Source organism: Flavisolibacter ginsenosidimutans, assembly GCF_007970805.1.
Taxonomy (GTDB): domain Bacteria; phylum Bacteroidota; class Bacteroidia; order Chitinophagales; family Chitinophagaceae; genus Flavisolibacter; species Flavisolibacter ginsenosidimutans.
In genome coordinates, this window is sequence record NZ_CP042433.1 from 4,272,449 (window position 1) to 4,297,299 (window position 24,851).

General features: G+C 46.0%; 17 protein-coding genes. 11 read left to right on the forward strand and 6 right to left on the reverse strand.

Annotation, left to right across the window (positions count from 1 at the left end; all coding sequences use genetic code 11):
• Positions 1-88: 88 nt before the first annotated feature.
• Positions 89-952 (forward strand): carboxylating nicotinate-nucleotide diphosphorylase, encoded by an 864-nt coding sequence (nadC, locus tag FSB75_RS18270; RefSeq protein WP_146790430.1) that lies wholly within the window; start codon positions 89-91, stop codon positions 950-952.
• A gap of 74 nt (positions 953-1,026) precedes the next feature.
• Positions 1,027-1,371: a translation initiation factor gene (locus tag FSB75_RS18275; RefSeq protein WP_146790433.1), complete on the forward strand. Its 345-nt coding sequence runs from the start codon at positions 1,027-1,029 to the stop codon at positions 1,369-1,371.
• Here FSB75_RS18275 and FSB75_RS18280 read toward each other — a convergent pair.
• From FSB75_RS18280 to FSB75_RS18290, 3 genes are all read right to left on the reverse strand, one after another.
• Entirely contained in the window at positions 1,368-2,720 is a 1,353-nt protein-coding gene (locus FSB75_RS18280; RefSeq protein ID WP_146790434.1) for a DUF255 domain-containing protein, read from the reverse strand. The two genes, FSB75_RS18275 and FSB75_RS18280, sit on opposite strands and share 4 nt — an antisense overlap.
• A 35-nt stretch (positions 2,721-2,755) precedes the next feature.
• A complete protein-coding gene (locus FSB75_RS18285) occupies positions 2,756-3,193 on the reverse strand; it encodes a (4Fe-4S)-binding protein (protein ID WP_146790436.1) in 438 nt (145 codons plus the stop codon).
• Positions 3,194-3,272: 79 nt separating this feature from the next.
• Positions 3,273-4,724 carry an isocitrate/isopropylmalate family dehydrogenase gene (locus tag FSB75_RS18290; protein ID WP_146790438.1) on the reverse strand — a complete coding sequence of 484 codons (1,452 nt, stop codon included), beginning with the start codon at positions 4,722-4,724 and terminating at the stop codon, positions 3,273-3,275.
• Positions 4,725-4,850: 126 nt separating this feature from the next.
• Here FSB75_RS18290 and apaG point away from each other — a divergent pair, with 126 nt between their 5' ends.
• On the forward strand, positions 4,851-5,237 hold the full coding sequence (apaG, locus tag FSB75_RS18295) for a Co2+/Mg2+ efflux protein ApaG (protein ID WP_146790440.1): 387 nt from the start codon (positions 4,851-4,853) through the stop codon (positions 5,235-5,237).
• A 195-nt stretch (positions 5,238-5,432) separates the two neighbouring features.
• Positions 5,433-5,801 (forward strand): VanZ family protein, encoded by a 369-nt coding sequence (locus tag FSB75_RS18300; RefSeq protein ID WP_146790442.1) that lies wholly within the window; start codon positions 5,433-5,435, stop codon positions 5,799-5,801.
• A gap of 332 nt (positions 5,802-6,133) precedes the next feature.
• On the opposite strand, the gene prfA is transcribed toward FSB75_RS18300, so the two are convergent.
• Positions 6,134-7,198 (reverse strand): peptide chain release factor 1, encoded by a 1,065-nt coding sequence (gene prfA / locus FSB75_RS18305; RefSeq protein WP_146790444.1) that lies wholly within the window; start codon positions 7,196-7,198, stop codon positions 6,134-6,136.
• Between the two features lie 67 nt (positions 7,199-7,265).
• Here prfA and FSB75_RS18310 point away from each other — a divergent pair, with 67 nt between their 5' ends.
• On the forward strand, positions 7,266-8,432 hold the full coding sequence (locus tag FSB75_RS18310) for an amidohydrolase family protein (RefSeq protein ID WP_146790446.1): 1,167 nt from the start codon (positions 7,266-7,268) through the stop codon (positions 8,430-8,432).
• A gap of 18 nt (positions 8,433-8,450) precedes the next feature.
• On the opposite strand, the gene recO is transcribed toward FSB75_RS18310, so the two are convergent.
• Entirely contained in the window at positions 8,451-9,188 is a 738-nt protein-coding gene (recO, locus tag FSB75_RS18315) for a DNA repair protein RecO (protein ID WP_227990640.1), read from the reverse strand.
• A gap of 166 nt (positions 9,189-9,354) precedes the next feature.
• On the reverse strand, positions 9,355-11,640 hold the full coding sequence (gene porZ, locus FSB75_RS18320) for a type IX secretion system anionic LPS delivery protein PorZ (protein WP_146790450.1): 2,286 nt from the start codon (positions 11,638-11,640) through the stop codon (positions 9,355-9,357).
• Positions 11,641-11,845: 205 nt separating this feature from the next.
• Between porZ and FSB75_RS18325 the strand changes: the two genes are divergently transcribed.
• The 6 genes from FSB75_RS18325 to FSB75_RS18350 all read left to right on the forward strand — a co-directional run bounded on the left by FSB75_RS18325 (position 11,846) and on the right by FSB75_RS18350 (position 24,833).
• Entirely contained in the window at positions 11,846-14,254 is a 2,409-nt protein-coding gene (locus FSB75_RS18325) for an efflux RND transporter permease subunit (protein WP_146790452.1), read from the forward strand.
• Positions 14,255-14,411: 157 nt separating this feature from the next.
• Positions 14,412-17,543, forward strand: coding sequence for a SusC/RagA family TonB-linked outer membrane protein (locus FSB75_RS18330; RefSeq protein ID WP_172623213.1), 3,132 nt, complete (start codon positions 14,412-14,414; stop codon positions 17,541-17,543).
• Between the two features lie 30 nt (positions 17,544-17,573).
• The gene (locus FSB75_RS18335) at positions 17,574-19,172 is read left to right on the forward strand and encodes a RagB/SusD family nutrient uptake outer membrane protein (protein WP_227990641.1); all 1,599 of its coding nucleotides are present in this window, start codon (positions 17,574-17,576) and stop codon (positions 19,170-19,172) included.
• Between the two features lie 307 nt (positions 19,173-19,479).
• Positions 19,480-22,530, forward strand: coding sequence for a SusC/RagA family TonB-linked outer membrane protein (locus FSB75_RS18340; RefSeq protein WP_146790456.1), 3,051 nt, complete (start codon positions 19,480-19,482; stop codon positions 22,528-22,530).
• A gap of 20 nt (positions 22,531-22,550) precedes the next feature.
• Positions 22,551-23,948 (forward strand): RagB/SusD family nutrient uptake outer membrane protein, encoded by a 1,398-nt coding sequence (locus FSB75_RS18345; RefSeq protein WP_146790458.1) that lies wholly within the window; start codon positions 22,551-22,553, stop codon positions 23,946-23,948.
• A 57-nt stretch (positions 23,949-24,005) separates the two neighbouring features.
• Complete coding sequence (locus FSB75_RS18350) at positions 24,006-24,833, forward strand: hypothetical protein (RefSeq protein WP_146790460.1); 828 nt, start codon at positions 24,006-24,008, stop codon at positions 24,831-24,833.
• Positions 24,834-24,851: the final 18 nt, after the last annotated feature.

The following is a 24,851-nucleotide window of genomic DNA, read 5'->3' on the forward strand; positions in this document are numbered from 1 at the left end:
CCGGTGGACCTGTTGCGGACTGCCGACGCGTTGTAAACGCTGCTTGGATTGATAAATACGACGATTGCTCCCGCCTTATTTTTGAGCCATGATAGATTTTGATGCACGGCTTTATAAACTGGTAGATGCGGCTTTAAAGGAAGATGTGGGCGACGGTGATCATTCTACACTGTCGTGTATTCCGGCTGACGTAACGGGCAAAGCGGTTTTAAAAATTAAGCAGGAAGGCATTCTTGCCGGCGTGGACGTTGCCGAGAAAATTTTCAAATACAAAAAGCCTTCGGCAAACTTCGTTCGTTATAAAAAAGACGGGGAAGAAATGAAACCCGGCGAGGTTGCGTTTGACGTGGAAACTTTCGTTCACACTATTTTGCAGTTGGAACGTCTCGTGCTCAATTGTATGCAGCGCATGAGCGGCATTGCTACGTTAACCAAGCAATACACCGATAAGCTGAAAGGATACAAAACAAAGTTGCTCGACACGCGAAAAACAACGCCTAATTTTCGCTTGCTTGAGAAAGAAGCCGTGCGCATTGGCGGCGGCGTTAATCACCGCTTTGGGTTGTTTGACATGATCATGCTGAAGGACAACCACATTGATTACAGCGGCGGCCTGGAGGCGGCCATTTCAAGAGCGTATGATTACGTGCAGGCCTATCGTCCTGATTTAAAAATTGAAGTGGAAACAAGAAATCTTGACGACGCAAGAACGGTGTTGAAAATCGGAAAGGGAAAAGTGTTTCGTGTGATGCTTGACAATTTTTCTCCGGCGCAAGTAAGAGAGGCCGTAGAATTGATTGGTGATGAATTTGAAACCGAGGCCAGTGGCGGCGTTAACCTTGATACAATTGAAAGCTACGCAGCCGCCGGCGTTGATTACGTAAGCGTGGGCGGATTGATTCACCAAGCAAATAGTTTGGATTTGAGTTTGAAGGCGGTAATAGAAACGTAAAAATTCAAAAGTCAAAATGCGAAATTTCCTGCAACGAAGAAACGCTTCACTTGAGCAAACTTTTTACTTATTCTATGAGCAAGAAAAACAAAAGCGACAAACACGGATTTGTGTACAGCACCGATCCGAATTTTTCTTTTCAGCACGAAGAAGAACGCACCGCTGAAACCCTGCCTCCTCAGCAACAGGAATTAAAAGTGCGCCTCGATACAAAACAACGCGGCGGCAAAGCCGTAACGCTGGTGGAAGGCTTTGCCGGTACCGACGAAGACTTACAAACGCTGGGTAAAGTGCTCAAAAGCTTTTGCGGCACCGGCGGCTCGGCAAAGGACAACGAAATCATTATTCAGGGTGACCAACGCGAAAAAGTTTTGCAATGGCTGCTCAAGAATGGCTATAAAAACGCAAAGAAGATTTAATCGCCAAACTTTTCGTTTCTAGTCATCTTTTCTAACGCGGCTTCATAAAGTTTTGTTGGGAAGCCACGCTTCTTTTGCAGTGCAATGGCTTTTGTTATTTCTTCTATCGCTTCGCTTTTGCGGTTTTGTTTGTACAACAATTTCGCATACGTATCCAAAACTTCCGGCGATTCGTAAAACTCCGCTGCACGCTTCGACCATTCGGTGGCAATGGAAAGCAGGTAAGGATTGTCCGTCCGCAAATAAAAATTGTAAGCACCGTTGTTTAATTCGCTGCTAAATCGCTGCACGATGGGTGCGTACGTTACTTGCGCCGCTATTCGCATCCGGTTACCGTCTCTCACGGTATCTTTTTTTGCTGTTTGCAGCATTCGCCGCATGTTCATCGAGTCGGTTCGTTTGATGGAGTCGGGACTAACCGAAAGAAAATAGCGTTCGTAATAAGCAATGGATTTACGGAAATAATTTGTTGTGTCTTTCACACCGTCGTAGTAACGAAGCATGTTCATGTCGAAGGCTTTTGTGGCCGCATCGTGATTGGGTTCGTTTACTCTTTGGGCAAACCGGCTTGTTTCCGTAGCGTATCTCTCATCCTTTTCGCGAATGGCTTTTTCCATGCTTTTGTAAACAATACTGTTGTTGATGCCTGCACGCAGCGGAAGGCTTAGGCTATACCAGGCTTTGTTCATGACGGAAGCATTTGAACGTACCACTTTATCTGCTTTTGTGTTCAGCAGAGGCGCCATTTGCATGATGAACGCAACAGTACGGACGGAAACAAGAGAATCGGCAGGCAGCACATCAATGTATTCATCCAGCAGCGCATCGGTGGGCATGTGCACAGCTTTTCTTTTTTGCAGCAGAATTTCCAAAAAACCAAAACCCCTGTTTCCGTTCTTGTGTTCTCTTTCCAGTTCGGCAATGTTCAAAACTTCTCCGGCTTTTGTCAGCGCCGTTTCAATTTGCGCAAGGTATTCTTGTGAACGTGTTGTTGTTCGCATGAAAGAATGAAGCAGCGTGCCGTTGGCATCGAGAAACAGCGTGCCGAAACTTTTTTGCGCGGACAAATTATAACTTGCCCCAATCCTGCTTCGCTCGGAATTGTTTGCGTCAACCTTAAAACAAACAAAGCTTTGCTCCATCCTGGCCGAAAGCTCTTTGTTGTCAAATCCCTTATTGGCAACGTCATTGCACTGAACACAATCCGCTGCTTCAAATTGAAGAAGAATGAATTTGCTTTCCGTTTTGGCTTTTGTGAGCGCATCGTTCAATGAAAGATTTTGAAACGGCGACTGTGCGGAAGAAGAAAAAACAAGGACAGAAAAAATGAAGACGAACAACTTCCTCATACAGTTAAGTTTTGCCCTAATTTAAACACAAAGGTTTATTCGCTGTCGCGGAAATTAATCTTGCGGTGCGTGCCGTCGCAATACGGTTTGTTACCCGAAGCACCGCAGCGGCACAAGGCGATGTTTCCTTCTCTTTTCTCTTCACGCCCATCGGATAGTTTAATGACACAAGTTCCTTTCACCAACAACGGGCCATTGGGTTGAACCTGAATTTGCAAATCCGTTTCTTCAGTATTGGTGTCGAGCGGCGTGGGTTCTTCGCCTTTGTCAATGCTCAACGCACCGCTTGGGCATTTGTGGACCTGCTCAATAATCCTTTCCGCATCGGCGCCATTGATGTTTACCCACGGCCTCGATTTTGGATCAAATACTTGTGGCAATCCTTTAAAGCAATTGGTTGAGTGAACGCAAAGCTTCGGCTTCCAAACAACGGTTACCTTTTCGTTCGTGTATTTGAGTGTTTCTTTTGGCATGAGGAAAGTTGATAGGTTGATTGGTTGATTCGTTGATCGGTTGGTGATTTACTTATCAACCCATCAACGAATCAACGAACTATTGTCCTTGCGCCAGGCTGTACGCTTTCTTGTTGCCCCACATGTTCAGCAACTCCAGAGAGCAAACTTTGTAATCGGCGCTAAGGCTTACATAGAGTCCAATAATATCTTGTTGTGTAAGCGCACTGTCGTTGATGGATTCAAAGCGTAGGTTGTATTGGTTTACGAGGTTTGTATATTTTGAACCCGTAGGCCACACTTGCGTACCGCGGTTGCTGATGTTGATTAGCTTGAATTTGGTGCCGCCGTGATGCAAACATTTCTGCGCAATGTTTTCCGGTTGTTCAACGCTTTCAATAAAGAAATCAACGCCTACAATTTTCTCCGGTTCGTTTTCGGCCGAAACCATCATGGCATTTCTGTCAAGGTGGCAAACGGCCGCCGTCTCAATTTGGTTGGGAATGATGGGCTTTGCACCAACAGTTGGCGTCTTTCCAAAATTGCCGATGATGGCTTCAGCAAACTGCATTGTATTTAACGCCGGTTTGCTGCGGTCGCCAAAGTCGCCGGTACGAATGCCTTGCTCCAGCGTATAAAGCAAAGCGTTTTCAATCACCGCTGCATTTTCGGTTAAACCCACGTGACGAAGAAGCGCCAATCCGCTCAGCAAAAGTGCCGTTGGGTTAGCGATGCCTTTGCCCGCAATATCGGGTGCGGTGCCGTGCACGGCTTCAAAAATCGAAATATAATCGCCGATGTTGGCTGATGGCGCGAAGCCCAACCCGCCAACAAGACCGGCACATAAATCGGAGATGATGTCGCCTTGCAAATTGGTTAAAACAATCACGTCATATTGATTGGGCTTGACCACCAGTTGCATGGCCAGGTCATCCACAATTTTGTCGTCTGCAGCCAGTTCAGGATATTCTTTCGCTACTTCGTAAAACACTTCAAGGAACAAGCCGTCGGTCAGCTTCATGATGTTGGCCTTGTGGCCACAGGTAATGCGTCTGGCATTTTGCTTCTTTGCCATTTCAAAAGCATAGCGAATAACTTGCATGCTGCCCGGCCTCGTGATGAAACGACGGCTCAATGCCACATCGTGTGTGAGCATGTGCTCGATGCCGCCGTAAGTGTCTTCAATATTTTCTCGAACGATGGTGAGATCAATGGGGATGCCGGCTTTACTAAAAACCGTATCCACGCCGTGAAGCGACTGAAATACTCGTTTGTTGGCGTAGGTGTTCCAGGTTTTGCGGGCCGTTACATTCACACTTTTTACGCCTTTGCCTTTGGGCGTTTCCATCGGGCCTTTAAACAAGATGCCCAGTTCTTCAATCGTTTGCTGTGCTTGCGGCGTCATGCCGTTACTGAAGCCTTTGTCGAAAACCCATTTCCCCATTTCTACAAATTCGTATTGAAGCCCGGCTTTGCTGGCATCAAAAATGGCCAGTACAGCCTGCATAATTTCCGGTCCGATTCCATCGCCTTTGGCTACTGCTATCTTCATGTTATTCGATTGTGGTTAAAGAGGGGCAAAAATACACCGCGGAGCAGAGGGATTTCCACAAAAAACCGTTCCTCAATTTGTGGCAACAAACTTGTTTTAGTATTGTTGTCATCAAAATTGATTTGTATGGTCAGCATGATTTCGGAAGGAGTGAAAGTAAGCGTGGAAACATTCTATCAGCAGGACTACAGCAACCCGTTACAATCGGAGTTTATGTTTGCTTACCGTATAACCATTGAAAATCATAATTCGTTTCCAGTAAAATTGCAAAGCCGTCACTGGCATATATTTGATTCAGACGGAAGCTACCGCGAAGTAGAAGGCGAAGGCGTAGTAGGAATGCAACCCGTTATCAGTGCTGGCGAAGAGTATCAATACGTAAGCGGCTGTAATCTGCACACCGAAATGGGGCGCATGCAGGGCGCATACCTGATGGAAAATCTTCACACCAAAGAACGTTTTGAAGTGAACATACCGGCTTTTGAAATGATTACACCGTTCAAATACAATTGATAACGAAATCAAACGGTTATCTTCTTACACTCAATCCATTTTCGGGTTGAGTTTTTCTTTTAGGAACCCTAACAACATTATAGCTATTGAACTTTCGCTGTACAAGCGCACCAAAAGGCAAACAGGAATACAAATCTCAACACATAAAAATCTGTGCGGCTTTGCATCTCCCTTTTCAAATACGTTCTTTGCGCCATGCTGAACATTCTTGAAAAGCACGCAAAGTTTTTAGCCATTCTTTGGCTTTTATTTATTTCTGTTTTGTTTTTTCTTCCAGGATCGGCTCTTCCCAAAGCGGGTTGGCTTGATGCCATCTATTTTGACAAATGGGTACACTGTGGCTTTTTCGCACTGCTGGTTTTTTTGTGGCGTTTTTATTTCCCCAGGGAGTTGCGCTACAACTGGTGGCTTCTGCTTCTTGCACTTTGTTATGCCTTTGGTGTAGAAGTCATTCAATACTATTTCATTCCGAACCGCTCGTTTGATTTGTTTGATGTGATGGCCGATATGACCGGCGCATTTGCAGGCATTTGGTTTTGGACCAGAAGGTATATAAAAAAATAGACCCCTGTAGAAACAGGGGTCGCAACCAAAACTAACTGCTTATGAGAAAATTGACTGCTTTATGTGAGAAGAACTGACTTTATTAACGCAAATATGTTGCCAATTGTTTTTGCCGAATTGTTAACTGAATTTAAAAATCCGCAATTCTTTAAAAACGACTGTAAAAGATCTTCTGTTGTTTCGATAAGGTAGAAAAGACTATGCCAAAGATATACAGCTTTAGCGCATATGCAATCAAAAAAAATTACGGCATTAAGGGTTTTCTTTTAAAATGACAAAGCATTGACAGCATTGTTTGCCTCAAATCAATAATGTATCAAACAAGCTCCAGATTAATTCTGTTTTGCCATCTTTTCAGCGTTCTCAGCAAATTGCAAGGCCTCAATTAATTCGTCAATGTGTCCATCCATTACCTCCTGTAAATTATAAAGTGTAAGCCCAATGCGGTGATCGGTTACGCGGCCTTGCGGATAGTTGTACGTTCTGATTTTGGCACTGCGGTCGCCGGTGCTTACAAGGCTTTTGCGGTGGCGGGATATTTCTTCTTCCTGTTTTCGCACCTGCTCTTCATACAATCGTGTGCGCAACATCTGCATGGCCTTTTCGCGGTTGCCTAATTGGCTGCGTTCTGTTTGGCAAATGACCACCGTGCCGGTTGGAATGTGTGTCAGCATGACCTTCGTTTCCACTTTGTTCACGTTCTGTCCGCCGGCGCCGCCGCTTCGTGCCGTTTCCATTTTTACGTCGCTTTCCTTTAACTCAAAATCTACTTCTTCGGCTTCGGGCATTACTGCAACGGTAGCCGCGCTGGTGTGCACACGTCCGCTTGCTTCCGTATCGGGTACGCGTTGTACACGGTGCACACCGCTTTCAAATTTGAGTGTGCCGTACACGTCATCGCCCACCACTTCAATTTGAATTTCTTTGTAGCCGCCTACCGTGCCTTCGGTTTCGGAAAGAATGGCGGTCTTCCATCCTTTGCGTTCGCAATAACGGGTGTACATGCGGGCAAGATTACCAGCAAAAAGACTTGCTTCGTCACCACCGGTGCCGGCCCTTATTTCAAGAATGGCGTTCTTGTCATCCTGTGGGTCTTTGGGGATCAGCATTTGCCGGACGTTGCTTTCGAGCGCCGCTAATTTTTCTTCCGTGCCGGGTAATTCTTCTTTGGCCAATTCACGCATTTCTTCATCCGCTCCGCTCAAAGCTTCTTTGTAAAAGTCAACGTCTTCCAAAAGCTTTTTATAGTCATTGCGGGCCTGCACAAATTTTTCAAGGCTCCGGTATTCTTTTGAAAGTTGTCCGAATTTTTTGTTATCGGCAATAATTTCGGGATTGGTGAGGGCTACACCCAAATCATCGAAGCGTGCTTTTATGGCTTCCAGTTTATCCAGCATGAAGAAAATTAAGGGAGCAAATTTAGGAATGTATCCGCACTGCGGAAGGCCGTATTTTAGACGCCTTATGCATTACCGGAAAATCCATCCCGACAAAGTTTTTGATGGCCATCAGCTTTTAACAGAGCAGGTATTAATTATAAGAGATGATGGAGTAATAGAAGCAGTGGTGCCAGCCGCCGAAGCCGGCGAAGGCGTTGAATGTATAAAAGGTTTGCTTACTCCCGGATTCATCAATTGCCACTGCCACCTCGAATTAAGCCACATGAAAGGGTTGATACCGGAAGGCACGGGGCTGGTAGATTTTGTTTTTAAGGTGGTGACGCAACGTAATGCGCCGGAGGAAGCAGTTTTAGATGCCGTTGCGCAAGCAGAAGCTGCCATGAAAGCGGCCGGTATTGCCGCCGTCGGAGACATTTGCAACAACACACTCACCTTGCCGCAAAAAGAAAAGGGCAATCTTCATTATTACAATTTTGTTGAAGCCAGTGGCTGGCTGCCCGCTGTTTCGGAAGCGAAGTTCGAACGGGCGAAGTGGATTTATGATGTGTTCGAGAGAATCCAAAATTCCTCCATCGTGCCCCATGCGCCGTATTCCGTTTCGGAAAATTTGTGGAAGGCAATTCAACCCTATTTTCAAAACAAAGTTGTTTCCATTCACAACCAGGAAACCGCTTTTGAAGACGAATTTTTTCTGCACGGCACCGGTGATTTTAAACGCATGTACGAACTGATGAAGATTGACAACTCGCATCATATTCCAACGAAAAAGAGCAGCCTTCAATCGTATTTTGACAAGCTAAGTGATGCGGATAAAATCATTCTTGTGCACAATACGTTTACCACTCAAGAAGACATTGATTATGTAATCGGCAGCCGGCAGTCGGCAGTCGGCAGTAAGCCACAAACTTTTTTCTGTCTTTGCGCCAACGCCAATCAATATATTGAAGGCGCAATGCCGCCGGTTGACTTGTTCAGAAAAAACAAGTGCAATCTTGTTTTGGGCACTGATAGTTTAGCAAGCAATTGGAGCTTAAGTATTCTTAATGAAATCAAAACCATCCGCAAATATTTTCCGCAGGTTTCGCTGGAAGAAATGCTTCGTTGGGCAACCGTCAACGGCGCAATGGCTTTGAATATGGAAGATGATCTGGGCTCTTTCGAAAAAGGCAAGAAGCCGGGTGTTGTGTTGATTGAGGAAGAAACTCTAAACGTTCAGGAAATTTTATTCTGAGTTTAAACGGTCTTCATTTTAATTCATAATCTCCCGCAGCACGGGCAACGTGCGCAAGGTCCCAAACTCCGGTACGTTAAAAGCATAGTATTGCTCCAGGCCGTGCACAATTCGCCGGCGCGTATCCTGGTTTAAATACACTTGCTCCAATTCGTGCGGCTGTAAAATTTTCAAGATGTCCGAAACGGCGGCGGCTTCGCGGTCAATTAAGTAGTATTGATGCAAAGGCTGGTCTTCTGCAAAACGGCCTTCCTGCAAATCGAGGTAATGTTTTTCTTCGGAAAATTCATCGTTGATGCGGAAGCCAAAAAATACCGCAAGGTGCAGCGCAAAGAACAACGGAAAATTACCGGTAACGGCCGCATTGGCTTCGTCTAAATGCTTTAACGCGTCTTCTACAAAATAAAAAAGGTCAGGATTGGGCTCGGGTTGTTTGAGGCATTTGCCCAAAAGCTCCATCATAAAAAGTGCCACGGCGTTTTTGTGCACATCGGACAAAATATGCTGATAAAGAAAATCCCATTTGTATTCGCGAAGGCGCTGCAGGTTGTTGAAATCGCTGTGATAAGCCACCAGTTCCAAAATGGCCGCAGGCTGAAAAAGCGAGGCTTTTGGCGTGCCTTTTTTGGTGGCCGTTCGCACGCCGTTCACCAGGTAAGATTGTAAGCCGAATAGTTCGGTAAACATCGTCACCACCAACGAGGTTTCGCCGTATTTTACCGAACGAAGCACAATGCCTTTTGTTTTTGCAATCATCAAAAATTGTTTACGTGTTCACTTGTTCAAGGGTTCACAAGTTAGGCGTAAACGGGGCGAAAACGTTCCGACAAAAGCAAGTGTTTCGCTAAACTTTTTACGCGAAAGAGAACTGCTAAACCGGGAAGAAACACGTGAACAGGTAAACACGTAAACAAGTGAACGATCATCTTGCCACGACGATTTTTGCCACAACTTTTTCGTTGTTCGCGGCATCTACGGCAATCACCAGATACACGCCGGATGCGGCTTTGCGGCCTTTGTAGTCCTTGCCGTCCCATACGGCCTGCCCGCCCAGCGACCGTGTTTGATAGACCAGCCTTCCATTTGTTTCCGTGATTTTTACCACCGCGTTTTCAGGCAATCCTTTAATGCCAATCAGGCCGTTAAAATTGGGTGGAACGGGGTTTGGAAATACAAGCACATTGTCCTTCGTTTCTTCGTATTCCGTTGCGCTGCCGCGATACGAAATCAATCCTTTTGAAGTCGCGATAAATACTTCGCCGGTGCTGCCGTCAATTGCAATTTTTTTCACGTCGTTGCTCAACAGCGGACTGTTTTGTTCGGTGAAATTTCGGAGCACTTTATCGCCGTCTTTTGCAACAAGCCAGACGCCGCTTGCCGTTGCCACCCATTTTCTATCGGCGCCGTCCACGGCGATGCTGCGCACTTCCTGTCCCTTGAATAAATAGTTCGCAAAACCTCCTTCTTGTATCACGGGCAACACCGCTTCGCAACCGCCTGCAAACACATCCTGCGGGCATTGAAACACGCCAATTCCGTTGTCGGTTCCTACCCAAATGAAACCGCTTTTATCTTTAGCAAGGCAAAGCACTTCGTTTGACGGAAGATTGCCTAAACCCGCGCCGGCCCTGAACAATTTCCACTTGTCGTCAGCCGCATTTGCAAGTGTTCCTTCGTTAAAAACGAGCAAGCCGTTTCCTTTCGGCGACTGTATCCATTTTTGTCCGGCATCGTCAATCAAAATTTGCGCAACGGCGTTTTCAAACAAGGTAAACGGAACACTGAACGACTGCCACGAACCGTCATTTTTTAACACGTGCAATTGTTTGGCTGCGCTGAAATTCGACACCCATAAATTATTGTCCTTGTCAAAGGCAAGGCCCGAAACGCGATAACTATTTGGGTCGCCGATGGCCGGTCCGAGGGAAGAATTCTGTTTAAAAATTTTTGGCTGCGTTGAATTGTCAATGTGAACTATACCACCGCCGAAAGAGCCGGCCCACGCGGTGTTGTCACGAGGATCAACAGCAACGGTAATGAAATCGAGAAGCGTGTCTAATTGACGATAATTGTAAAGATTAAAAGCAGACCAATAGCCGCCTTCGAGTTTAAAAACACCGCTTGGATTGTATTGGTAATTCCAACTGCTGTTTACCGCGCCGGCAGTGGCCCAAAGCACGCCGTTGCGCACCGCCATTTCGCCCTGCACGATGTTTTGCGGCGAGTTCAATTTATAGTTTTCAAAACTGCTGCCGCTGGCCTGCAAAAGACCACCGTCCAAGTCGGCAATCCAATAATCGTTGCCTATTGCAACTGCTTTTTTGGGCGATGAAATCATGCCGGGTTGTTGAAGAATTTTTTGAACCACGCCGCTTTCGTTCAATGCAACAACCTGCGCTTCGCCGGTCGGTTTGCGTTGCGTGAGCAGCAAACTGTTTTGCGAAGAATTGATAGAAGTAACGTGCCAGCCATTTGCAAAAAACGGCTTCCAGTTTCCATTGTTCTCAACAAACAAGGAGTCGTTTTGCAGCACGATAATTTTGTTCTGAAACAACGCAACCGCTTTCGCGGATGAAGCCGATAAGCCGTTGACGCCAGATAGATTTTGCCAGGCACGAAAGTCGGCGGGGTTCTGCGTAGAGATTGCTGTTCGTTTCAGACCTTCTTCGGTAGCCGCGTAGAAAAAACCTGCCGTTTTTGCAAAGCCATTCACTTTTACATAACCACCTGAATCACCAATAAACCAGGAATCTTTCACTTCGTATTTTTCGGCATCAAGTACAATCACACCAATGCCCGTGCTTAAATAACAACGGGTGTTGTCGGGATAAATTGAATAGATGTTTTTATCGCCGCTAATAACAGAGCGTTTGATGTCGGGAACGTTGTGAATGCCGCTTTCATCCAATACGTCAACGTTGCTGTTGTTGTAAGCCACAAACAATTTTTTTGAAGCCGCATCATAATTCATTGCGCTTACGCCGGTTTCACTCAGGCCTGATACCTTGCTAAAACGTTCGATTTCTTTTGTTGCGAGGTCAACGCTGAAAAAACTAAAAGGCGTAGCCGCGTAAATTTTTTTGTCTGATGCCGTTATATCAATGGTGCCTTGATAGGGAAGATGCTCCCGCCAGAGGCCGATGGCGGGAAAGGTGTTTTGCGAAAAAACAAAAACGGGAAACAACAAAAGAAGCAACAGGAATCTCACCGTTCAAAACTAAGGAGAAGCGCAGAACGGTAAGATGATTGCAGGAGGGTGGTTGCTGTCTTGCTCAATAATGATAAGAACGCACAAGAGTGCGACGCAACAAATGCTGAATAGACAGACGGACTTCTGGTTTATAAAATGCATCTCTTTTGCCGGGCTCTGCACCCTTATTTGATTCTCATCCTCTTTGCTTTTCTTTGCGCCCATGTGGAAGTCGATAGCCCTGCTTATTCTCCGGTTCAAATACCTTTTGTTCCTGCTGCTGTTGGCATTAACAGCCTTTTTTGGCTGGCAGGCAAAAGACGTAAAACTGGGCTACGAATTTGCCAAAGCCGTTCCCGTTGACAACCCAAAATACCTGGCTTACGAACGCTTTAAAAAAGTGTTTGGCGAGAACGGTGGCCTGATGGTGATTGGCGTGCAAACGCCCCGCTTTTTTGATTCGGCTTTTTTTAATGATTACGTGCGGCTGCAAAAAAGCCTGAAGAAAATTCACGGCATTGAGGGCATTCTTTCCGTTCCTGCAGCGGTGAACCTGGTGCGGGCCGATAGTGCCGAGAAATTGCAGGCGCTTCCTGTTTTTAAAGACACGGTGCTTACGCAAGCGCAACTTGATAGCGGCAAAACCATTTTTCTGAATCTTCCTTTTTACCGTGGATTGCTTTACGATAAAGCGGCCAAAACCTGGCTCATGGCTGTGACCACCAATAATGCTTTGTTTAACACGCCGGCCCGCAAAGCGGTTATTGACAGCGTACTTGGCCTGACGAATGCTTTTGAAGCAAAACAAAAAGTGGACTTGCGCATGAGCGGCCTGCCGCTTATTCGCACCATCATGACCGACAAGATCAAGAACGAAATGCGCTACTTTCTTGTCGGTTCCATCCTTTTATCGGCGCTGATTTTACTGGCTTTTTTCCGGTCGTTCAGCGCCATGCTTTTATCCTTAGCCGTTGTTGGAATCGGCGTGATCTGGAGCGTGGGTTTTTTGCAGTTAATGGGCTACAAACTTTCCATTCTCACGGCACTCATTCCACCGCTGATTGTTGTCATCGGCATTCCCAATTGCATTTACTTTTTGAACAAATTTCACACAAGCTTTCGCGAAACCGGCGACAAGCAAACGGCCTTGATTGAGATGATCAGCAAGATGGGCGTTGTAACTCTCTTTTGCAACATCACGGCGGCCATCGGCTTTGCGGTGTTTGGTTTAACCAAAAGCGCCATTCTGAAAGAATTCGGCGTCGTGGCCGGCGTTAATGTGTTTGCGTTGTTTTTTATTTCGCTCTTCTTTATTCCCGCGGTTTTAAGCTTGTTACCTGCGCCGAAAGCGGTGCACATGAAGTACCTAAACAATCCTCGTCTGCAACGCTGGCTCGACCGGTTGGAGTATTGGGCACTCAATCACCGGCGCACCATATTTATAGCAACGGCAGTTGTGCTTGCGGTTTCCGTGGCGGGCATGTTGCGGTTGAAAAGTTTGGCCTATGTGGTGGATGATGTGCCAAAGCAAGACAAAGTTTATCGCGACCTGAAATTCTTTGAAGACAATTTTGGCGGCGTGTTGCCGCTTGAGATTGTGATTGACGCAAAGAAGCAAAGGCGCATTGTGAGTTTGCCCACGTTTGTAAAAATGGATTCGCTGGTGCAATACCTTTCGTCGCGGAGCTACATGGGCAAAGCGTTGACGCTAACAGAAGGGCTCAAGTTTGCGAAGCAGGCTTTTTTTGAAGGCGACAGCACGTTTTATGCCTTGCCCGGCGAAAACGATTTGCTGGCGCTGAAATCTTACCTCTCGCAAAAGGACGATAGCACCGCATCAACGGAGAATGTGCAGGGAAAAGGCTTCGCCAAACTCGTGTCATCGTTCATGGACAAAGACCGCCAGCGGGCCCGCATTTCGGTAACGATGAAAGATGTAGGTTCGGAGCAATTGCCCGCTATTTTAGACAGCGTTCAGACCAGGGCTGAAGAAATTTTTAACCGCGACAGCGTCGAAGCACTTTCGGCGAATGCTGATACAAAAGCCGAACACAAAAACGACACGCTTTGGGGTAAACGCAAGTACAATATTGAGCTAACGGGCGGCTCGGTAACGGCTTTGGAAGGTTCGCGTTTCATCATCAGCGGTTTAAAGGAAAGTATTCTGTGGGCTTTCCTTCTCATCACCGCCTGCATGATTTATTTGTTTCGTTCGTTTCGCATTTTGCTTTGTTCATTGATACCGAATTTAATTCCATTAGTGATTACTGCGGGTGTTATGGGCTGGACCGGCGTGCCGCTAAAGCCTTCCACAGTATTGGTTTTTAGCGTGGCGCTGGGCATTGCCATTGACATCACCATTCGTTTTTTGGTGAACTACAAACAGCAACTAAAGGGCAACAACGGCGACGTGAAAAAGACCGTGATCGAAACCATTCATTCCACGGGCCTAAGCATTTTATACACTTCCATAGTTCTCACTGCCGGCTTTGTTATTTTTTGTTTCAGCGCATTTGGCGGCACGGAAGCATTGGGCTGGCTTACATCGTTAACGCTGGTAACGGCTACGGTTGCAAATCTTGTTTTTTTGCCGGCACTGTTGTTAACGGTCTTTCGGAAAAAGGGACAATGATGATTTGCCTCAGTTTGTGCAGCTTTCCTTAACAATTCCTTGTCTTTTCTCCTTTGCTCCCATATATTAGCAGCTTTCTAATTTAGAACGAACACCAACTGTATCATTCCTCTGAAGACTGTGAATGCTTTTATTTATTAATTCAAACAACATGCACATGAGAAAACTTCTCCTCTTAAGCCTTGTGCTTATGCTGGCCGCGCTGACTTCCTGGGCTCAGCGAACAGTTACCGGGCGGGTCACCGATGCGTCGGGCAACCCCGTTTCCGGGGCTTCAATTCAAGTCCAGAACACACGTATTGGCACCGTTACCAAAGACGACGGCACATTTTCGCTTAACGTTCCAGCGAACGGCAGAACGTTAACCATTTCCGCAGTTGGGATGACGCCGCAAGACGTACAGATTGGAACAAGGACAAGCCTGTCCGTCTCGCTTCAATCGAACGGCGGATCCAACCTTCAGGAAGTCGTTGTGGTAGGTTATGGCACGCAACAAAAGAAGGCTTTCACGGGTTCTTCTTCAAAAGTCAATGCACAGCAGATATCAACACTGATGACACCTTCTGTTGACAAGGAGTTGGCAGGGCGGGCTGCAGGTGTTCAGGTTACGAACTCCAGTGGTACCGTCAATGCGCCTGCAACGATCCGCATCAGAGGAATTCAATCAATTAACCAGTCAAACCAACCCTTGATTATTGTAGACGGTGTTCCCATTATTCAAGGCAATCTTTCCGCTACAACCAATTCCAACGCGTTGGCTGATATCAATCCTGCCGACATTGAAAGCATCGAGGTGTTAAAAGACGGTGCGGCGCTCAACATTTACGGCTCAAGAGGTGCTGCCGGTGTTATTCAAATTACAACCAAGAAAGGCCAAAAAGGACAACTGCGCCTGAACTATGACGGCTTTGTGGGTTTTAGCAACGTTGCGAAAAAATACGACTTGCTGAACGCGGACCAATTTGTAACAATTGCCAACGAGAAATCGGCTAACGCTGCTAACCCGGCTACGGCGCCAAAGGCGGGTATCAACCCTGGTGGCGTAAATACCGATTGGCAGGATGAAGTGTTGGTTAAGAACGCTCCTGTAACGAACCATAATTTGAGCATTGCCGGAGGTTCTAACCGCACGACCTATTATTTGTCTTTAAATTATGGCAGTCAACAGGGTGTTGTAAAAAGCAACTGGAATAAAACGTACCGCATCAGGGCTAACATAGATAACGAGATCAATAATTTTATCCGTATCGGCAACAACATTACCCTTTCCCGCCAGGAGAATACGGACCAAAACACCGGAACAAACTCGCTGGGTGGTGCCATTGCATCTACCTTGCGTTTGTTGCCAAACGTTTCACCGTATGATGCAAACAATCCAACCGGATTTAACGTGAATCTTGCGGCCAACAACATTCCAAACGGCCCGAACTCGCAAGGCGTGGATGCCAACTGGTTTAACGTGGCGTTTCTGCTGAAGAACAATCAATACTATTCCGAACAATACCGCATTATTGACAACGCTTTTATCGAGATATCGCCGGTAAAAGGTTTGAAACTTCGTTCTCAGTTCCAGTACGACATGCTGAACGATTACGCTTTCCAGTCATGGGACCCAAGGCACGGGGATGGTTTTAGTGCAATCGGTTATGTTTACAACGCCGATCAGAATTTTACCAACATGGTTTGGCAAAACTATTTTAACTACAACTTTAGCGTCAACTCACATAATTTTTATCTCACCGGTGGTTATGAAGTGACCAAGGCCAGGACAAAATGGTTGAGTGCTTCCGGACAAAACGTTGCCGATTTATTCTACCTGCAAAAGAATCTTATTTCCGGATCGGCAGCCACTCCTGGTGTAGGAGGTAATTTTAGCGAATCGGGAATTGAGTCTTTCTTCGGACGCCTGAACTACGATTACCGCAACCGTTATTTTGCACAGGCAAGTTTTCGCCGCGACGGCCAAAGCTCCCTGGCTCCCGGCAAGCAATACGGTAATTTCCCTGGCTTCTCTGTAGGCTGGAGACCATCGGAGGAAAGCTTCTGGAAAAATAACGGCTTTCTTTCCAATACAATTGGTGATGTAAAAGTGAAGGCTTCTTATGCAACGGTTGGAAATCCGTTGGGTGGTTTGCCGTATTTGAGCACCTTCGGCACAGCGCCTTATGGCAATCTTAATGGAATAGCCGTAAATGCCATTGGTAACACAGACCTGCAATGGGAAACCAGTAAAAAATACGATGCAGGCCTTGAAGTGGGATTGTTGAAAGGAAGAATAAATCTTACCACCGATTGGTTCCTGAACGATATCAATAATCTCGTGTTGAACGTGCCGTCGCCGCTGAGTGCCGGTATCCCGGGCAATTCCATTCCGCAAAACGTTGGTACAATGGAAAACAGGGGAATCGAATTTGGCGTGGATGCTTCCGTCATTCGCAAAAAGGACTTCAGTTGGAATGTGAACGTGAACTATTCCAGCGTACACAATAAAATGAAGAGTCTTTATTCAATTGCCGGAACGCCCACGAAATTCATCAACAACGGCTCTTACAATATCATTCGTGTGAACGATCCTGTGAATATCATTTACGGGTATCGCTATGCCGGTGTGAACACTGCCAACGGTTACCCCATGTATTATAAAGCTGATGGAAGTTTAGTGTTACACAACATTCCAAATGGCGGTTACTATTTCATTAAAGACGCCAATGATCCGGGTACCATCACAACGGCCAACCAAACTTCGTTGACGTTTAACGACAGAACAGATTTGGGCCAAGCTATCCCTACCTGGTACGGCGGACTTACCAACAGTCTTACCTACAAGCAATTTGGGTTGGAGTTCCTGTTGCGTTATTCGGGTGGTAACAAAATCATGAACATTACAAGACAGGAAGCGCTGTTGGATCAGGCATTTGTCAATAACAGCACGGAAATTTTGCAACGCTGGCAAAAGCCTGGCCAGGTTACCAACGTACCCAAGTTAATCTATGGTCAAGGCAATAACATTAACCAGGTTGGTCTTGCCACTTCGCGGTTTGTCGAGTCGGGAAATTACCTGAGACTGCAAAACGTTATCCTGACATATGCACTCAGCCCTGCGGTGTTGCAGAGAATTGCCGGTGGAACGATTCGCTCGGTCCGTATTTACGTACAAGGACAAAACCTGCACGTGTGGACGAAATATACCGGTGCCGATCCTGATAACCACACAACGCTTGGTTTGGAAAACCCGGGCTTGCCACCACAAATCAGAACCATTTCTTTTGGTTTGAACGTAGGCTTCTAAACAATTTATTTTACTATTAACTATAACACGATGAAAAAAATAAGCCTGATATTTTTAATGGCTTCTGTGGGGGGTTTGAGTTGCAAAAAAGTTTTGGATGTACAGTCTTATTCATCCATTACTGATGCAACGGCGTTTGCAACGGCAGACAGAGCCTTATTGGCACTTAACGGTGTGTACGATGCTGCACAAAGCGGAGGCTATAACGGCGGTACGGAAAAAAGAGGTTATCCCTTTGGTTCGGCCAACATTGAACAGGAAGATGTAAGAGGCGAAGACGTGATCAACGTTGCAGCTTTCTATCAAGCCACCTACCAGGTTACGCACAATCCTTCCTCGGCCAATGCGGTAGCGCTATGGGATAATACCTATGGCATGATCAACAAGGCAAACGTTGCGATTGAAGGGTTTAGAAATGCCGCCACAAGTGGTGTTTTAACGTCGGCCGTTGCCACGCAATACGAAGCCGAATGTCGCTTTTTAAGAGCAATGGGGCATCATGAGTTGGTGGTTATGTACGCTCGTCCTTACCTGGACGGTAACGGCAGCCAGTTGGGTGTTCCATACAGAGACGTAGCGAATACAAGCGGCAGCGCAGTAGAACAGTTGAGGACCATTCCGCGTCCAAAAGTTTCAGAAGATTACCAGAAAATTTTGACTGACCTGGATTTTGCCGAAGCCAATTTGCCTACGGGAACTGCTGGTACGGCTGTCAATACTTACCGGGCTACAAAGGCGGCTGCTATTGCGCTAAAAATGCGTGTAAAGTTGCATATGGGCGATTACGCAGGTGTAATTTTAGAAGGCAACAAATTGGTGCCTGCTACTGCTCCTTACATTAGTCCCATCGGTGGATGGACGTTGACCGCTACCCCCGACGGACCTTTCAATGCAACGGGCGGCTCCAACAATTCCAAAGAGAATATTTTTTCCATTAAAAATGATGCAAACGACGCCATCAGTGTGAACGGTTCGTTGGCCGGCCAGTTTGGCCCGGCTAATCTGGGCGGTCGCGGATTGGTAGCCATTTCACCCATTATCTGGAACAACAGTGGCTGGAAATGCGATGACAAAAGGCGGACGCTTTTATACACATCCGGAACGAACAACATCAACGGAACCAGCATCATGACGATCAAGTACAAAGACTTTACAACCAAAGGCGACTGGGCTCCTCAGATTCGATATGCCGAGGTGTTGCTGACATTAGCCGAAGCAGAAGCCCGGCAGGCAGCAGGCGTTTCACAAAGAGCTGTTGACTTGGTAAATGCCGTACGCAACAGGGCATTGGCTAATCCTGCCACGGATGCTTACACAACGGCAAGCTTCACAGATAAAGTAGCTTTGGTAAAAGCCATTTTGTTGGAAAGAAGAATTGAATTTTTAGCGGAAGGAAAACGTTGGGGTGATATTTCCCGACTGTCAGGTGAAAACAATCCAAACTATTCGCCGGGCGGTGTTCCTGCAAAAGCATCCAATGGTACGCAAGGTGCCTCAATCTATAATTGTGGCGGAACTTTCACGCCAACACAGGCTGCGATTCCGTACAGCGACTACCGTTTCATTTGGCCCATTCCGGCAGATGAAATCACGCAAAACCCCATTATTGTTCAGAATCCCGGCTACTAAAATTCCGGGCATTCTTTGTAACGAATAAAACGTTCAGCACTTAAAAACCTCCCCATAAGGGAGGTTTTTTATTTACAGCCTTGATAATTTCAAGGAATGCTTAATTCAATTGACGCTAGCGCTCTATCAGAACAGCTAAACATTCAGTCCCTTTGGACGTTTTCTTAAACAAAGGACACCGTATGATAGGTAGTCACAATTATTTCAACGAGAAAAAAAAGCCACGCAGCTTTTTGTTAAAAAAATGTGACTAAGTAATTCTTCTGTCCCCTAAATTCGCTCACTTTTTAAAATTAACACACAGCACATGAGAAAATTTCTAATGCTACTGCTCGGAGCGTTGCTGCTTAGTATGCAACTTCTGGCGCAAAATCGAACGGTTAGCGGTACCGTAACCGACAGTACAAGTCAGCCTTTGCCTAATGTAACGGTAAAGATTCCAGGAACAAGAAACGGAACGACATCAGATCAATCAGGAAAATTCAGGCTCTCAGTTCCAACTTCAGCAAGAACGCTTGAGTTTTCAAGCATCGGTTACTCAACCATTACTTTACCCATTCCTGCGAGTGGTTCATTAACTGTCACTCTTAGTCAAGCTGCTGGTGCTCTTAACGAAGTTGTGGTAACGGGTATCACTCGTACCAAGCGTTCGCAATACTCAGGAGCTGCTAGCAAAATCAGTGCAGATGCCATTAATGACAAGCCAGTAGGTTCTTTGGATCAATTATTCCAAGGCCGTGTACCAGGCTTGTTGGCCTTAACCGGCAGCGGACAACCTGGAAGTTCCTCTACAGTAATCATCAGAGGACAAGGCTCTATCGTAGGTGGCAGTTCCCCTCTCTATGTTGTTGATGGAATTCCTGTAGAGGCTGGTGTTTTCCAGTCTTTAAATCCAAATGACTTTGAGTCAATGGATGTATTGAGAGATGCTTCCGCATCAGCCCTTTATGGCTCCCGCGGCTCCGCTGGTGTAATCGTAATAACCACCAAAAGAGGCCGCAGTGGTAAAGTCAGGCTTTCCTATAGCGGCCAGGTCGGTGTAAAACAACGTCCTCAATTTGATTGGGATATGTACACAACTCCCGAACTTTTTGCAGCTCAGGAAAAGTATGGCAAGTACTTGGGCATTACTGGTTCGGCCAATAGTTTGCCGGGGTGGTATTATTCCAAGAATAACCCGCGTTATGCAACACTTTCTGCATCTGACAAGGCCTTAAACGATGCCACGTATGATTCACTTTCAAAAATCAACACCAATTGGCGCGACGTTTTCTTCCGGGATGGCAACTTTAGCAATCACGAGATAGCCCTCTCTGGCGGGACCGGAAAAACAACAATCTACACCAGTTTTGGACTTTACAGTGAAGAAGGCATTACTTATCGTACAGACATGAAAAGAGGAACGTTGCGAAACAACATTGACTATGCCGACGATAAGTTGAGTTTATCTGTTTCTTCGCAGCTTGGTTATACAAAAAGAAATTTTCAGCAAAGCACAACGACAAACAGTACGGGCAACCCATTTCTCGTTGCGAACATCAGTGCCCCCTTTGCTTCTTTGTACAATTCTGATGGCACGTTGGCAACGGGTACGGGAAACAAGTTTGCCGGTGCGAACGCTTACGAATTAACCTTGCTGGATAAAAACTACAGCGATCAGGCAAAAGTTACGTTGAGTTCCACTGCCGCTTACAAGATTACAAACGACATTACGGCTGGAATCACCAGTGGTATTGACTTCCGTGAAACGCAGTCATCCAACTACGGTAACAAAACAGCATATACAAGAAGAACAAGCACCACTCCTACGGGACAAGCCGGTTTTCAAAGCGAAAGTTTGACGCGTTTTTTCCAGGCAGACATCCGTCCTTCTCTTGGTTATCATAAATTAATCAATGACAAGCATGATGTGGACGTGAGTGTTTACGGTGAATACATCAAGCAGGCCAGCAAGGCTATCAATGCCACCGGATACGGCATTGATCCCAGAACTCCCAACACACCAGCCGCCATTACACAAGGTGATGCGACTAACCAATTGTACGCAACCGTTGGCGGAAGTAAAAGCGAAAACGCTTTGTTCTCCGGTTTGATCATTGGCCGTTACACCTATGCAGGAAAATATACCCTGAACGGTTCTTTCCGTCGTGACGGATCATCTAAACTGCCGGTGGATACAAGATGGCAAAGTTTCTATTCTGTTGGCGCCGTTTGGGAGGCCACAAAAGAAGATTTCTTAAAGCCAAACAACGTATTAAACACCTTACGGCTTAAATTCAGTTACGGTGGTTCGGGTAATGCTGATAATTTCCCCGGTGGTGATTATCCTTACCAACCTCAATATGTTGCCTCCGGTACATATGCTGGCATTTCTACTGAATACTCTTCCTATCCTGGAAATCCGGAATTGAAATGGGAAACGACATGGATTGCCAACTTGGGTCTTGACTTTGGTTTCCTCAACAACCGGATCTGGGGTGATGTAAACGTTTACGACAAACGCACAAAAGATTTGTTTGTTCGCAGAACACTTTCTGCAACCAGCGGATTTGGTTCGATCAATGTAAACGCCGGCCAGCTTCAAAACAAGGGTGTTGAAGTGAGCCTGAATGTTGATGCCATCAGGAACAAGGATATTACGGTCGGTTTCAACGGAAATTTTGGTTATAACCACAATGAAATTTTGGATTTGGGTGGCGAGTCGGATTACCCAGTGGGAACAGGCCTGATTTCGAAGGGAAAGCCCTTGGGAGCGCACTACGAAATTGAATGGGGTGGTGTAGATGCTGCTACAGGTGCACCGTTGTACTATGATGCCAATCATAACTTAACCAATGATGTAAACCAAGCAGTTAAGGTTCAAAAATTTGGAACATGGGAAGCGCCTTGGAAAGGCGGCTTTGGAGCGAATGTGCGATTCAAAGGTTTTCAATTATCAACGACGTTCAGCTTTCAAAAAGGGGCAAGAAAATCAAACAACCTGGAATACTTTATGGAAAATCCAAACGGTTTCTTAGCAGTTGGATTTAACCAGGCGAACACGCTGAACTTCTGGACAAAACCCGGCGATATTGCAACAACCCCCAGCCCGTTGTACAACGTAGCCTTTTCGTCTAAAATCATTCACGATGCTGATTTCGTACGCTGGAGGGATTTGACCTTCTCTTATTCTTTACCGCGGACAATCACAGATAAAATAAAATTCATTTCCAACGCACGTGTTTACTTGCAGGGAACAAATCTTTTGATCTGGACCAATTGGAAAGGTATGGACCCTGAGGCCGGACCTACCAACATCAACCTAAGTGAGTACCCGAACCCACGTGCACTTACTGCTGGCCTGGACATTACCTTCTAACAAACTATAACACTACAAGTATGAAATTGAACAATAAATTTCTTTTGCTTATATGCGGCGGTTCGCTTGCGTTGGCGAGTTGCAAAAAAGAGCTTGATAAACAGCCAACCGATAGCTTCAGTAATACGAATGCCTATCAAACCATCGCTCAAATTCAGTTGGGTGTAAATGAAGCTTATGGACGTTACAGTGCGTATGCAAATGATATGTATGTAAATGCATTGGTTTCTGACGAATCCAAATTGGGTTCCGGTAACGCGGGTCAAGGCGCCCTGACATATCGGTTTCAGTATACCTCCGATGCAACTGCCGGGGGGGATGTGACCTCCGCCTATTTTAGTTATTATGCAATGATTGATCAGATCAACACCGTTCTTTCCTATCTGCCTACCGTAGCTGCGGCGCCATCCGATGAGCCAAGAAGAAACGCCTTAAAAGGACAGTTGCTGGCACTTCGCGGAATTGCGCATTTCAGCCTGCTGGAATTTTATTCCGATCGTTATGATGCGAATAAATTGGGCGTTCCCATCATGCTGCAATCCGACGTGTTTGCGAAGCCTAAGAGAAGTACAATGGGAGAAGTAATGGCGCAGATTGAAAAAGACCTGAGTGCGGCCAAGGATTTATTGCCCTCGGTTAATGCCTCAACTTTTTCTGATACGGTGATGAACCAAATTAATGTGACAGGATATCAGGCGCGGATTGCACTGTACAAACGCGACTACCAGTCTGCTATTAATTATGCTACGACCGTTATTAACTCTGCCGTTAAGCCACTTTCAAGTGGCGCTACCTTCCAAGATATCTGGACAGATGCAAACAATGCCGAAACGTTGTTTAGAAGGAGATACGCTTCGTCTGCGTCGATAGGCAGTTTGTGGACAACAACGGGCGGTTTAATTTATATTGCCCCTTCCGATAAATTGGTTGCAAGTTATGCGAGCACAGACATTCGCAAAGCAACTTACATTGGCGGTTCAAGTGGAAATTATTACGTAAACAAGTTCTTTACTTCGTCGAGAGGTGGACGCGCCGTGGATATTAAAGCGATGCGTATAGCGGAAATGTACCTGATCAGAGCAGAAGCATATGCCCGGAATACAACACCTGATTTGGTAGCCGGCGCTGCTGACTTAAATGCACTTCGTACGGCCCGTATTACAGGCTATGTTAACCAAACATTTGGAACAGCCGATGCGTTGGTAAGCGCCGTAATGGATGAACGCTTCAAAGAACTTTGCTTCGAAGGGTTCCGCTTCTTTGATTTGAAGCGCAACGGATTGCCCGTGCAACGTCTGGCCTCCGATGCAAATGCAGCTTGGCAAACCTTGACCCCTGGAGACTATCGTTTTATTATGCCTATACCGGGTCAGGAAATTCTTGCAAATCCAAATACGGTTCAGAACCCTGGTTATTAATAAACTTTAACGGAGTTTGGTCATCGCCAAACTCCATCAATTTCTCAAAAAAACAGCATGAAAGCGATTAAGATAACATTATCCATTTGCGTGTCAACGTTTCTTTTGTTGGCAAGCTGTAAAAAAAGAACGGAAGATTACTTTGTTGTCCCTCCCGAACAGGCTCACTTTGTAAATAGTTCGGGTAATTATTACATTACGAACAGTAGTACTTCATCTTTCAAGATACCCATCGGTTTAACTGCGGTAAATAACGTTGATCGTAAGGTCACAGTTAGCGTTACATCGCCTACAGGTGCCGTTGCGGGTACGCAATACAATTTGCCTTCAACTACCATCACAATCCCTGCAGGTAAAACGGTTGATTCATTAACGGTGAATGGTTTATTTGCTGGCTATGCAGGCACAAGGCGAGATACGCTGGTATTTACAATCACCAGCAGTGATGTAACTACAGCCGCATTTAATAACGTGTATAAACTGGTGCTTCAGAAATACTGCCCGGTTGATATTACCAGTTTTGCGGGTGCTTACAACAATATGAATGATAACGATGGTTCACCGGTTTATAAGGCCACGGTGGCGGCCATTAGCGCAGCTAACCAAACGAGTGCCACTACAGGATACATTATGGTCTCAGGTCTTTGGGGTGTGCCTGGAAGCGGTCCTATCCGTGTCAATTTAGATTGGACTGATCCGGGTAACTTTAAAACCGATATTCCAACGGGTCAACCTCTGTATGTTGATGCAAGGTATGGACAGGCTTTTGTAAGACCAGTTGGCAGCGGTACTTTCTCCTCATGTAACAACACGTTTACGCTAAAATATCAGGTGTATGTATCTGCTGGTAATTTTACTGCAACTACAACAACGATGGCGCGATAAAACTTTGCCCTTTTAGAA